The sequence below is a fragment of the Halalkalibacter oceani genome (assembly GCF_023715705.1).
Lineage (GTDB): Bacteria > Bacillota > Bacilli > Bacillales > Bacillaceae_D > Halalkalibacter > Halalkalibacter oceani_A.
The window spans coordinates 117,367-130,372 of record NZ_JAMBOS010000007.1 but is presented as its reverse complement, the minus strand read 5'-3'; the positions used below and the strand labels follow the sequence as shown (position 1 = coordinate 130,372).

Annotated in this window: 8 protein-coding genes and 1 pseudogene; 7 read left to right on the top strand and 2 right to left on the bottom strand. The window is 46.6% G+C overall.

Translation table 11 applies throughout. The features are described from left to right. Positions 1 to 390 precede the first annotated feature (390 nt). The 4 genes from M3212_RS09415 (at position 391) to gerQ (ending at position 6,029) form a co-directional block, all read left to right on the top strand. Positions 391 to 2,901, top strand: coding sequence for an Ig-like domain-containing protein (locus M3212_RS09415; RefSeq protein WP_251193712.1), 2,511 nt, complete (start codon positions 391 to 393; stop codon positions 2,899 to 2,901). A gap of 7 nt (positions 2,902 to 2,908) precedes the next feature. Continuing rightward, entirely contained in the window at positions 2,909 to 4,480 is a 1,572-nt protein-coding gene (locus tag M3212_RS09410) for a stalk domain-containing protein (protein ID WP_251193711.1), read from the top strand. A gap of 583 nt (positions 4,481 to 5,063) precedes the next feature. Beyond that, on the top strand, positions 5,064 to 5,540 hold the full coding sequence (locus M3212_RS09405) for a cell wall hydrolase (protein ID WP_251193710.1): 477 nt from the start codon (positions 5,064 to 5,066) through the stop codon (positions 5,538 to 5,540). A gap of 24 nt (positions 5,541 to 5,564) precedes the next feature. Then, positions 5,565 to 6,029, top strand: a complete 465-nt coding sequence (gerQ, locus tag M3212_RS09400; RefSeq protein ID WP_251193709.1) for a spore coat protein GerQ — start codon at positions 5,565 to 5,567, stop codon at positions 6,027 to 6,029. 214 nt (positions 6,030 to 6,243) lie between these two features. Here the strand turns inward: gerQ and M3212_RS22400 are convergent. Next, positions 6,244 to 6,399, bottom strand: a pseudogene (locus M3212_RS22400) (IS5/IS1182 family transposase); the annotation flags it as partial. A 175-nt stretch (positions 6,400 to 6,574) separates the two neighbouring features. Between M3212_RS22400 and M3212_RS09390 the strand changes: the two are divergent. After that, positions 6,575 to 7,300 carry an AAA family ATPase gene (locus M3212_RS09390; RefSeq protein WP_251193708.1) on the top strand — a complete coding sequence of 242 codons (726 nt, stop codon included), beginning with the start codon at positions 6,575 to 6,577 and terminating at the stop codon, positions 7,298 to 7,300. 1 nt (position 7,301) lies between these two features. Here M3212_RS09390 and M3212_RS09385 read toward each other — a convergent pair whose 3' ends face one another. Next, positions 7,302 to 7,853 (bottom strand): DUF3231 family protein, encoded by a 552-nt coding sequence (locus M3212_RS09385; protein ID WP_251193707.1) that lies wholly within the window; start codon positions 7,851 to 7,853, stop codon positions 7,302 to 7,304. A gap of 425 nt (positions 7,854 to 8,278) precedes the next feature. Between M3212_RS09385 and M3212_RS09380 the strand changes: the two genes are divergently transcribed. Together M3212_RS09380 and M3212_RS09375 are read left to right on the top strand one after the other, a co-directional pair. Further along, positions 8,279 to 9,802, top strand: coding sequence for an S-layer homology domain-containing protein (locus tag M3212_RS09380; protein WP_251193706.1), 1,524 nt, complete (start codon positions 8,279 to 8,281; stop codon positions 9,800 to 9,802). A gap of 450 nt (positions 9,803 to 10,252) precedes the next feature. Beyond that, on the top strand, positions 10,253 to 12,856 hold the full coding sequence (locus tag M3212_RS09375; RefSeq protein WP_251193705.1) for an S-layer homology domain-containing protein: 2,604 nt from the start codon (positions 10,253 to 10,255) through the stop codon (positions 12,854 to 12,856). Positions 12,857 to 13,006 lie beyond the last annotated feature (150 nt).

Below are 13,006 nucleotides of genomic sequence, written 5' to 3'. Positions count from 1 at the left end.
TTTTCAAATGAAAGTATATCAGTTCATAATAAGCAAGCTCCGTTAATTATTGCCCGAATTTGTCGGATGGAGAGAAGCGGCTCAGTATTTAGAACGCAGGAATCAGCTTTTTTGTAGTGCTGTCGACAATCTTACAAATGATGTTGATGCCCTATGCTAATTTTATCCCGGATGGCAGAGGAGGTACACCTAAAACTGTCTACTTACCTCTTGTCTAAAGATAGGAATAAAATGGACAGTAGTATGGCCTGATCGCATTAACCCGAAAGTCTCAAAGAATGATCCTTTTTTATCTTTTTTAGGGTGAATCTGAATAAATAGAGTAGGAAATACGAGAAAATCGATTTATAATATAAGAAGATTTTGAAAATACTGAGAGGAGTAAAAAGTATGAAAAGGAAAGCCGGAAAACAAGGTTTCCGTTGCTTAATTCAGTCTTTCGTCTTTTTTCTTATTTTTTTTAGTGTGATGCCGCCGGCTTTGGCGGATGGGAAAGGTGAGCGCTCCTTTATCGTCGATAGCGTTGTTGGTGATGTCTTCATTCAAAAAGCGGGAGGTGCTAAGGAAGTTCTCGTATATCCGGGAACGGCTTTTCAGGAAGGGGATATGCTTCGTACGGAAGAGGGATCCTCTGTAACAATTAGCAGCAAGGATCGTGATGATTCGCTTGTCCTGACTGAAAATACTGAGCTGTTTGCCGAAACCCTTTCTGAAAGAAGCGGTGTAAAGCAAACGAGACTACGTGTGCTGGCAGGCTCGGTTTATGCAGAGGTGGAACCGCTTTATGAATCGGCCGATTCATTTGAAATTGTCAACCCGGCAGCCGCTATTGCGGCACGGGGAACGCATTTTTCAATTTCTATTGATCCGGTGACGGGGCTTCCATCTGCTTATGTTTATTCAGGGGTGGTTAATACGGAGTCGCGTCAACCAGCCGCATCGCCAATCGTCATCTTGCCTGGCCAGCAAATTACCATGTACCCGGGCGCTTCACAGGGAGCATCGGGAGTGGTCACCCCACTGGACTTCGACGAGCTTACCGGTGATATGAATGATGAAATTCTCCGCAAGCTGTTAGAGAATAAGGACAAAATTGAGCAGGAGAACGAGCAGTTTGGGCAAGAAATATTAAATGGGTATGCTGCTCAGCAATGGATTGGGATGAATGAAAACGGACTGGATCCCGGGGATATTAACAGAATCTCACAAAATCTAGAGAACCTTGTCGGGAATATTATAAAACGAGCATTGGAAAGGGGAACGGTAGATAAAGAACGTATCGAGCAGCTGATTGAGGAAATAAATAATCAAGGATCTTCTTCCCGGATTGATCTTGATGATGTCAAGCCATGGGAGGACCCTAGTGGTGAAGGGCTAAAGCAGGCGCAGGAAGAACGGGAGCGCCTGGACCAGCAAAAAAGGGAACAGCAGGAACGACGCGAGCAACAAAAGGAAGAGTATGAGGAGCGGAACAAAGAGCTGTTAGAAAGAATGCAGGAGAAGGCTCGTCAACAACAGGAGGCAAACCAACGGGCGAAAGAGGAAGCGCAAAATAACGCAATCAATCGTTACCTCGAGCAGTTGTCAGAAGCAGAACGAGTGCGGTTTGAAGAGGCAGAGCGGAAGCGCGCGGAGGAACGGGAGCGAGCGCAGCAGGAGCGGGAGCAACGGCAACCACAACCACCGTCGCCACCAAATCCGCCAAGTGGAGGATCTTCAGGCGGAGGAGGTGGAGGCGGAAGCAGCCCTTCGCCAACAATAGTAGAGGTCATTCAGCCGGAGCCGGTTAAGGTTGAAGCGGGGGGAACCTTTACTCCGCCTGCGCAGGTCGTGGTGGGAATGAGTAATGGAACGACTCGTGCGGTACCGGTGCAATGGGGAGAAATTCCTGAAACGTCGCGATACGGAATCTACACAATCCACGGAACCATTGCCGGCTACGGAGGAGAAGTAGCGCTGGAAGTTCGCGTATATGCTCCGTATGATCAAGAAGGGATTGACCTGACACAGAAAATGATCCCGTTTCGTGATGGCATGCTTGAATTACACAATGTCGACTATGTGCCGGACGAGAGTATTGCAAGTATTTCCCGGTTTCCCTTTACCGAAGAAGAAGGAGAATTGACCGGTCTTGCGCCTGCAGGGGCCATTCTGGAATTCAGACAGTTTGAAATCGGCAGTGCCACCGTGAAGCTGCATTTCGATGTAGAGGCCGGAGTCGAGGAAGATGACATCGGTATTTTTCATCAAGATGATGATGGTCTTTGGGACTACATCCCAACGACGATAGAGAATGGGCGAGCGACTGCGGTTATAGAAGGATTTTATGGTACCTATGGTGTCTTCTATGCTGAGAAGGCAGAGTTTCCTGAAGTTTCACCGAAACAGGGACTCGCCCGCGAAGGTGAGCTATTAGCGTTTTCTTATGATGATCATCCATGGGCTGACGAATATAGACAGATCTACTATCAAAAGACAGATGGGGAATGGGAGATAGTCCTTTATAATTTTACAGCGTATGAGTCTGACTGGAACGGAAATCTGAAGGCCATTTATCCGAACCACCTGTTCAGTGAGCCAAGGTTGTTCTATTATACTGATTATTCGGAAGCTGTGCTTGAGGGTAGCGACAGTCACTCGGTTGCCCGTATCTCTTTCACGCACCCTGTCATGCTCAATGAGAATAATCAATTAGTTGTAAATGGTCGGCTTTATCAAATAGACGTACCGGGATTTTCTGACTATACTCGCCGTCTTGATGAGGAACGGCTTGAGCTGACGATTGAGTTCAACGAGTTGCTATCAGAGAGTCATCTGACAGTCAACTTCACTCCAGAGGATGATCCGGAGACGCCGTTTCCTGTGGAAGTTGTAGGAATGGCTAAAACGGTTAGAAAGTAGGGAGAACATGAGAAAGCGAATAACAATCCTTTTGCTTCTGTCTCTAGCATGGCTCGCAGGCGGCGCAAGCATCGCTGCCGCTGAGGCGCTTTATGGCGAGGACGGAGAGCTTTTGTCAGAGGTGTCCACTTATGTGGGCAGCGGACAGTACACGCATGAAAATGGGTCGTTGCTTGAGGCCGGAGTAAGAATGCCTCAAGGAATAGCCCTCCTTCCCGATGGATCGCTGCTTGTCGCTGATACTCGAAATCAGCTGATCAAGCTCGCAAAAGGTGATCAGGTGACGACCTATGCCGGAATTGAGGAGCTGCCGGTTGACGGCTATGGCCTGCCTATCGGGTCTTTGCTTGATGGGACAGCGCTGGAAGCGACGTTCCAGCGCCCGCACGGATTGGCTGTCGCTGGTGATGGGACGGTATACGTCGCCGATACAAATAACCATGCGATTCGACGTATATCTCCGGATGGGGAAGTGACGACCGTGGCTGGTGATGGCGTTGCCGGCAGCAGTGACGGAGCCGGCGAGGAGGCCCGCTTTGATCATCCATCGGCTGTCGCTGTTGCCGACGATGGAACGATTTATGTCGCTGATCGTGGCAACCATCTCATTAGGCGGATCGTCGACGGAGAAGTCGAGACGTTGACTGCGGCTTCAGAGCGTTATGTCGAAGTGGTAGAGGGCGTGCCTTTGTTGGCCGGTGATTATGCAGATGGGACGCTTTCGGAAGCGAAATTTAATGAACCCTCCGGCCTGGCGCTGGACGACGCTGGCAATCTCTATGTGAGTGATACGGGCAATCAACTGATTCGCTACATTGATTTGGCTGCTGGCGAAGTGACGACCGTGGCTGGAGATGTCGCGGCGGCACAGCAGCTTCAGCGGGGTCAGGAGCTTTTTGTGAGGGGAGGCTTTGCTGACGGTGCAGCGGATGCAGCCCGTTTCCATGCACCACGAGGGCTAGCGCTAACAGCTGATGGCGGCGTTGTGATTGCCGACAGTCTCAATCATGCGGTCCGTTATTTGCACAACGGTACGGTGAGCACACTTGCCGGCAGCGGAGAAGGTCTGGCCGGGGACCGGGATGGCATTAATGGCCATAATTTGCTTAGGGAACCGACCAATGTCGCGGTAAATGAGAACGGTGATATGTATATTGCTGATTCCGGAAACAACTTGATTAAAAGATGGTCGCTGTATCAGCTGCCGGAGCTTCCACAAAATGAAGTGATCAAGGTTGTTTACGGGCAGGAGCGAATTGTATTTGATACGCAGCCTGAGCTGAAAAATGGCCGGACGATGGTTCCTGTTCGCGCTGTGGTCGAAGCTTTTGGCTATACGAGCTCCTATCAGTCGCAAACCGTAACACTGCGCAAAGGAAACACTGCCATTGAAATGGAAGTAGGCAGCCGGACGATGAAGGTGGAGAGGGAGGATAAGACCTATACGAAAGAGCTTGATGCCGCTCCGTATATTGAAGGGGACCGTTTTATGGTGCCATTACGCTTCTTCTCTGAGGAGTTCGCGCTTGATGTCCAATGGCACGCTCCGTTAAAAACAGTCATTTTACGTGATAAGTAATAAATGGAAGAGAGCTTGAGCCCAAAGGCTGAGTTTACCCTTTTAACACGTCCCTTGAGGCGGCGGGTAACGTCTGCGCAGGTATTCACTTTGCGCAGCACGAAACCGCCGTCTTTTTCTATTGTGTCCTAATAAGAAAGCTGATTAAAAATGCTTAAGCCATGAAAGGGCAACGGTTAGAAATGTGCTGAAGCACTCAACCATAAAGTATATAACAACTATTTTGGTGAAAGGTCACTTACCCAACCAGCTGGGTTATTTGCTCATATGGATAAACTTTATATAGGCATTTGCCGTTTCAAGTATAGGCAAACGTACATAGATTACGAAAGGCTTCATTAACTGCAGGGCAGGAGGAAACGTTCAGATGCCTTTTACAAAAGTCGAGAGCTATATCATCTGACTTACTCCATTCAGTGCGCTGGCACGCTCTTCTAGGTTCACTACTAGTAAGAGGGATGTAGAAAAGCCCCAGCGGAGGAAGTTTCACTTTATTTGCAGTTTTCAGGATTTGGGCGGATAGGCAAGCTACGAAAACGGGCTCCGGGCAGTAAGTTACTGTATAAGCAAAAGGGGTGAGAAAATGGGTAGGCGAATCAAACATACTGAAAATGACGTGGATGCTTTAGCGAGGCTCATGCTGGCGGAGGCCATTGGTGAAGGCGCCGAGGGCATGGAAATGGTTGGAACGGTTGTGGCCAATCGGGTTGAGGCAGACTGTGAGCCGGACTTCGCCAATTTACGTAATATCCGACATGCTATTTATCAAACGATACCGGGAACGGGAATTCCTCACTTCGAGCCTGTTTTAAATGGAGCCTTGTATACACAGCGTCCTACTGAAGAAGATCTCCAGAGAGCTAGAAATTTGTTGCAAGGTCATAGGAACCCACGGTCCCGAATGAATTTGTGGTTCTTTAATCCGAGTCCGGGGCAAACATACCGTGAGCCTTGCACGGAAACGATGCCAAGATCCCCTATGACACAGTTCGATTTTGCACACAAGAATCATTGCTTCTATGTCGGTGTACCGGGCTACTGCCCAGAGTTTTATAGATAAATGAAAAAAGGAGATGACTTTCTCGTGAATAACGGAAATTCTAGTTTTTATCCAATGAGCAATCAGACCGGTTTTCAACCAGCTCCTATGATGGGGAGCGATACCCCGCAAAACTTTAACGGTCTCCAGGCCGGGATGCCTTCTGGACCTGCGTATTCTGTGCCAGTTGTTCCGATGGGAACGGGGCAGCAGCTGCTGACCGGCAGGGTTGAAGAATCGTTTATTGAAAATATCCTGCGCTTCAACAAAGGTAAGGTTGGTACGTTCTATTTTACGTACCAAGGGAACAGCGAATGGAATGCAATGGTTTACCGTGGGCGTGTTGAAACAGCTGGCCGTGACCACATCATCATCAGCGACCCTGCTAGCGGTAAACGCTACTTGCTGATGATGGCAAACCTCGACTGGGTAGAATTTGAAGAACGAATTAACTATCCTCACACGGAAATTAGTCCGGAAATCCAAGCGTCCATGGAAGTATCGGATTAATGGATTAGAACAAGAAAAAACGAGCTGCCAATGACCGGTGGTATATGGATGGAATGCATTTTTTGAAAGAGTGAAAAGAGATAAGGAAGCTAACAAGAGCCAGTAATATTGGCTCCTTCAGACCGTAGACAAAATGCCTTTGAGAGATGATTCTCAAAGGCACTTTTACGTTATTTTGTCTCTTTTGGGTTGGTGACCCTGGAGGATGTGTGTTTCTCCAGTGCCAGTTGGCTACTTTTTTTAGGTTCATGGCAGTAAAAGCATCTCCTGTTTTGAATTTCACCCTTTTCAGGTTTGTCCAACGCAACCCATGCTTTTGTTTCAAATCTGTAAAGACACGTTCAATCGTTTCTTTACGCTTTGTGTAAATCATTATTTCTATCTGTATGCCATTTGAAACAATTGAAATGAGCCTTGCTACGAATATGTAGGAAGGCTCATATCTTTTTTGGTACAAATGTCGGCTTTTAAATTTAAATCACTTTTTTATATGTCAGATAGCCATGCTACAATATAGGTGCCAAATTAACAGGAAGGAGCCGATTATGTATTTAAAGAGAATAACTTTATTGCGGGACGACATTTCCTCATTTGACCGTTATCCCTATTCGATTCCGGCGATTAGCAGTTTGACGGAGCTTAGACTGACGAAGAGCGTCACGTTTTTCGTCGGGGAAAACGGCTCAGGCAAATCAACGCTGCTTGAGGCGGTAGCTGATAAATGTGATTTCCATACAGCAGGAGGGGGACGCAACAATTTTTATGAGGTACATGCGGCGGAAGCCTCTTTAAGTGAACATATTCGTCTGTCATGGATGCCGAAGCTGACAAACGGGTTTTTTTTACGGGCGGAATCGTTCTATCAGTTTGCGACTCATATTGAGACGGTTGATCAGAACGGCTTTAAAGACTATGGAGGTCGCTCTCTTCATCAGCAGTCACACGGGGAGTCCTTTCTGTCACTGTTTTTGCATCGTTTTAAGGGCAGCAAGGCGATTTACTTGCTCGATGAGCCGGAAGCAGCCTTATCACCAGCCAGGCAGCTGACATTTCTCAGGATTATGCGTGATGTAACGGCGAATAAGCAGGCTCAATTTATTATTGCTACTCATTCGCCGATTTTATTGGGGTATCCGGAGGCGGATATTTTCAGTTTTGATGATGGTAGCATTACTTTAACGAGCTATGAACAAACAGAACACTATCAATTAACGAAGTATTTTCTTCAGCACCGGGAAAAAATGCTGGCTGAGCTTTTTACCGATGAGTAAGCTATTCCACTGGTGAGCCCGGTGGAGAGTAAGCCGGTGGAACCTTGAGCCAGCCGCGTTTTTTCATCGACGATTTTAAAATCGCCGATATATTCACTGCTTCTATTTGGAATTTAAGCAGCATCATGCTGACATCGTTTCGGATCGCTTGCGAAATCCCGGTGGCACATAGCGTGATCAAGGCCGCCATTTTAGCGCTGATCGCACTGGCTATTTCGGAGTCCGACATTTTAGCGCCGACAGGGATAGCACGCGCCTCGGAATACGGCTTTTGTTCAGCAGCTGGCGGAAAAGGAACACCCTCTTGCTGTAGGAATTCTTTCAGCTTTGTTACTTGATCATTACATTTGTTTTGAATCTTTTTTAGAAGCTCTTCCAACTCCGTATCTTCTGTCGTATTTAAGTAAATCTGCTCAAGCACGATTGCTTCCTCCAACAAAGCTAAATACGTCCATAATGTCATCACTTCGCCGACATGTAGAGGTGGTTTGCTTTCATCGTCGTGTAAGCTATGTAGAACTTTTGTTAAGGCTTCGACTGCATGAATCGGCATGGAATCATCTCCCCTGTAATGGAATCGTTGCAAGCTGATTTAATTTAGAAAGTATGCGGCGGGATGAAAGAATCAAAATGGTACTGAATAGGCAGGTGAGTAATGTACTGCCAACCCCCATCCAAATAAGAACTAAAAGCTTTTTATGGTAATTCGACATAAAAGGTGGCTCCTTTTTCAAGTTGTGTTATTAGTAATGACCAAAGATAAGACGATTATACGAAAAACAGCAGGCTATTTATTGAAAATGATTATCAATTATCCTTTGACAAATGGAATACACAGTTTATCATAATTAGTAATGATAATCGTTATCAGTTATTTATAGGGAGAAAGGATGATTAAACTCAAAGGAGTTTCTTTTTTTGTTTGTTTTTTAGTGATAATGATTATCTATATCAATAAAAAGGAGGAAATGGAGAGCTGTGAAACACGATAAAGCTAAAAGGTCTGGTCTTATTGTATTCTTTTTCGTAATCGCTTTTATTGTCACAACCGTTGCTCCTGTCTCGGGGGAAAGCTGGTATTCGACTGAGGTGGAGGAGTTAACGGAACGAGGTATTCTTAAACCGGGGCAGTTTATCGCCGATGCAGAGATTACGCGTGCTGAATTTGCATCGATCATCATGCGTGCCTTACCACTTGAGGAGGAGGTGTCTGCTTATTCCTTTCCTGATGTTGAAGAGGAAAAACATGATGTGGCAGCCGTCCAGGCTGTCACTGCTGCCCAAATGATGAACGGGTATCCGGATGGAAGCTTTCGCCCCGAAAACAGCCTGACGCGGGCTGAAATAGCCAAGGTTCTTTCACTGGCCTATCAAATTGAGCCAAGCGGGAAGGAGCTGCCTTTTTCTGATCTGTCTGGTTCCCATTGGGCGGCAAATTACATAGCAGGGCTGGTGTCAGAAGGAATGGTAACAGGGGTAACACCCGATCTTTACAAGCCGGATGAGACGCTAACATGGGCCCAGGCGGCCGTGCTCATTCATCGGGCAAATGAAGCGACAAGGGAGACCGTTCCAGTTCCAAATGAGACAGCGACCGAAATTGTTGAAGTCGAAGCATTAAGCTCGGATGGACGCTTTCTTGAAATTACCTTTAGCGAGCCAGTTCACACGATTGATGAGTCGCAATTTTCAATTTACCATGCAGCCTCGCAGCAAAAGCATGGCGTCGAGAGCATCGAGCTAATGGAAGACGGCCGAAAAGCGCTCGTCACAATGTATCACGGGGCGGGACTGCTCGCTGTGGCAGATTACACAATTCAATATACCGTGGCAGGAGAAACGAGCACGTATCATTATTATCGCAACGAGTATCTTCGGATTCCTAAAGCTAAAATAACGGAAGTCGATGTGACGGACAGAGAGATCAGCATTTCCTATGGAAATGGGCAAAAAATCACACTAGAGGTGCCTGCGGAGATAGAAATCGATTTTGTGGATGCCTTTAATCGGGAAGCCGATATTTGGCACAACAGCTTAGGGGAACTGACTCTTTACAAATTGACGAATGAGGCCAAGGATGTTAAAAAGAACAGCAAATTTATCAACCAATTTAAGCTGGATGAGTTTATCTATATCGAAGGGCTTGAAGGCACGACGGTCCGCGGCTTGCATGATGAAATCGATTTAGCCGATTATGATGTCATTGTTAAAGGTCATAAAACAATTAGCGCGGAAGAGGTGAAGCAAGGTGACCTCCTCCTATTCAACAGCAGCGACAAGGTGGTGGAAGTGTGTACAAACCTCCTTACAGGCAGAATTGACGCTGTCTTTGCAGACGGTGTCGACATTGACGATGACTTCTATGAATATGACGGTTATTACTGGGCTCAACGGGATGAACGTCTCTATGATTTTGACTTAAAAATAGCGGAAGAGCTTGAAGGACGCCGGGTCACCGTCTTCTTAAATAAGGACGATGATGTTGTGTTTGTAAAGAGGTAATGGAAGATAACTGGATAGAGAAAAGAGCAGGTGAAAAGGCATAAGCCTTTCGATTCTGCTCTTTTTGTTTTGCAGGAAGGGTGATTAGTATTATTGACCAGATTAAGGATAAATCTCTCAATCTCGCTAACCTTTAGTGAGTCTTCCATCAATGCACGATTGAATAAAAGGTTTAATAAATCTAAGATGAACATGTACTTCGAACTGAGCTTGTCTTTTACATTCATTTCATCGCCAATTATTTTTGGGAAAGTAGAGACAAAATACATAAAATAATCTGAAATTCTCAAAAAGTGAACAAAAGTAGTTTACGAGACGAGAATTTATGGTAGATGAATGAAGGGGGTCAGTGAATTCTATTGGGAATGCTGATCAGGATTGGATGCTGGATCGGAACGGAGTCACTGTCACTTTGATTATTTTCTTACTAATAAGGAGGAATTATTTTCGATGAACAAGCACTCTAAAGCGTACCGTAAGTATATGGCGACAGGAATCGCGACGGCTATGGTGGCCACGATTGCTGCGCCGGTTGTCTCTCCATTGACTGTAAGCGCAGACGCCAGTCAGTTCTCTGATGTTGATGAAAATGCCTGGTATTATGATAATGTAAATTATTTGGTTGACAAAGGAGTCCTTGGTGGCTACACAGACGGTACACTTCGGCCAATGGGAACATTAACCCGGGCGGAGGCTGCAAAAATGATTGCCGACTCACTTGAGATCGGTACCAATCCAAACGCGACACTTGATTTCACAGATACAAAGAATGGTGTATGGTATACAGCTCCAATCGCAGCGTTAGTAGAACGCGGCATTCTGAACGGCTTCCCAGATGGGTCTTTCCGACCGAATGCAACTGTAACACGTGCCGAATTTGCGGTAATGGTAAAGGCTGCGTACATGCTTGAAGCGGAAGAGGGAGCAGGAAATAACACGACATTCCCGGATGTAGTAGCTGGTTCCTGGTATGAAGGGGCAGTTGAGACGCTTGTTGATCTTGGAATTGTGGGCGGTCGCACAAACGGAACTTTTGATCCGGGCGCAACTGTGCTTCGTGCTGAATCAGCGGCGTTCTTACATCGTACAGAAGTACCGAGCGAGCGCATTGGCTACGAAGAGGAAGATGAAGAGCTAAGCCTTGGCGACGTGCAAGTGACAACAAACAACACAGGCGTGACAAACGTCAGCGTTGATGTTGCTGGTGCCACTGCCGGACTTGGCGCTACAATTGAGCTTTTCGCCAATGGAGAAACAGATCAGGAAGCGGCTTATTCTGAATCTGTTCCTGTTGAAGCAGGCGTCGCTGCTGTTGATTTCAGCCAGCTTCCACTAGGCGATTATGTCGCTCGTGTCACCGTCGGCGAAGACGAAGAAGCGCTGACAGCTGAAGCGGAATTTACCGTTGAAACGCTTGAAATTGAAGAAATTGCCGGTACCACAACGACTGTTGATGCTGGAGCGGACGGGCAGTTCCTAACATTCTCAGTGAACGGCGAAGCACTGCCAATGGCTTATCTCGAAGACATGGGCTATGAGTTTGAATTCCTTGTTTCAGACAATAATGTGCTTGCTGATGCCCGTACGGGAGAGCTTAATGCAGCGAACCTCGAAGCAGGCGATTCGTTCGACTATCAAGTAAGAGTAACAGGCGAGAACGATTTCGAGCTAACGTCTGACGTGACAACTGTAACTGTTGAAAGCTTTCAGACATCGATTGTTTCGATTGACGGTGCCGACATTCGTTTCAATGAAGATGTCCACAGCGAAAGTGGCGTGATTAGTACGTCTGATGATAACATCAGCCTTGCTAATATTGCTGTTGAATATCGTGATGGAAGAACAGCATCTTTATCTGCCGATCGCGAGGTATTTGAATTCTCTTCTTCCGATCAGACAGTAGCTTTAATTGATGAGGATGGCGTCATTACACCAATTTCCGATGGAGACGTGACATTCACGATTACAGCTGGCGACGTTGAGTATGAAGTTGAAGCGACTGTGACTTCTGAGGAAAGAGAAGCGACAGAAGCGGAAGTTTCCAAAGAAGAAATCGGTCTTGTCATCGACGGGACGGATAACTTCGCTTTAACGGTAAGAGACCAGTTTGGTGATGCGGTGAAAGGATTTGCTGAAACGATTGAAGCCGTCGAAAACAGCGACGGGGATACAATTCTGACAGCTGCGTACGATCCTGCCGACGGGACAAACAGTGAAGGAAACGTTGTCGTGGAAGTAAGTGCGGATAGCGCCAACGAAGGAAGCGGCACATTGGAAATCGTCAATGAGGCAGGCGATGTCCTCGCTTCTCTTGATGTCACCGTTGATGCGGACCTTGAGGTTGCCAGCCGCTCACTTGAGCTTGTCAATCCATCAAGAGATGCAGAAGTCGATGTGAATCCGTTCAATGCCGATAACAATACACTTGAACTTGTTCTTAACGAGTACAACGAATCAGGCTTGAAGATCGGTGGTCATGACTTCAGTGGAGAAGGTCGCTATACGATTGAATCTTCAAATTCCGATATCCTCTCAGTTGAGAATACACCTGCTACAGATTCGACAGATGGCCGCTTCACAGTTGAAGCTGTCGCTGAAGGTACAGCGACGGTCCAAGTGAAAGAAGGATCAATCGTTCGTTATGAAACAGAGGTAACAGTAGTAGATACGACTCCTACTCTTGCTGGAGCGTCGTTCGTGGATGGTCTTGAGATCACTTCAACAGAAGCGTTAGCGGTTGATGACATCATTGATTCTCTTACTTTCTCTGGTGAAAGAGGAGATGCCGCGGTTGCTTACTCAGTCGATGGCGATGACCTGGTTATCAGCTTGAGTGATGATAATGAGACAGTAAGTGTCGCGACCATCAGCGCGTTCTCTGTGAACGTGAGCGATGCCGGATTCTATCAAGATGGCAGCAATAACTTCCTAGGAAATACAGATTCTGTCAGCGGCTTTGCTGCTGGGACGGAAGGTTCCATCGTTCTTCGTCTTAACCGCAGTGGTGCGAACAATGCGTTAATTACGACTGTCGTTAATGTTGATGTTGAATAGTACTGTAAATAAATAGAAAGATGGTCAAGGTCCAATTGGACCTTGACCATCTTTTTTTGGGAAAAATGTTACATAGTGGTACAGGGGCAGGGGCGCATCTGGCCGAGGTTTTCAGAAAAGCCGTTAGTCGGCTTTCTTATTGTCATGGCG

What these genes read in the sequence shown, in the direction of transcription:
- M3212_RS09405 (WP_251193710.1), top strand. Translation starts at nt 5,064, where the DNA reads ATGGGTAGGCGAATCAAACATACTGAAAATGACGTGGATGCTTTAGCG.
- M3212_RS09375 (WP_251193705.1), top strand. Translation starts at nt 10,253, where the DNA reads ATGAACAAGCACTCTAAAGCGTACCGTAAGTATATGGCGACAGGAATC.
- M3212_RS09385 (WP_251193707.1), bottom strand. Translation starts at nt 7,853, where the DNA reads ATGCCGATTCATGCAGTCGAAGCCTTAACAAAAGTTCTACATAGCTTA.
- M3212_RS09390 (WP_251193708.1), top strand. Translation starts at nt 6,575, where the DNA reads ATGTATTTAAAGAGAATAACTTTATTGCGGGACGACATTTCCTCATTT.
- M3212_RS09415 (WP_251193712.1), top strand. Translation starts at nt 391, where the DNA reads ATGAAAAGGAAAGCCGGAAAACAAGGTTTCCGTTGCTTAATTCAGTCT.
- M3212_RS09410 (WP_251193711.1), top strand. Translation starts at nt 2,909, where the DNA reads ATGAGAAAGCGAATAACAATCCTTTTGCTTCTGTCTCTAGCATGGCTC.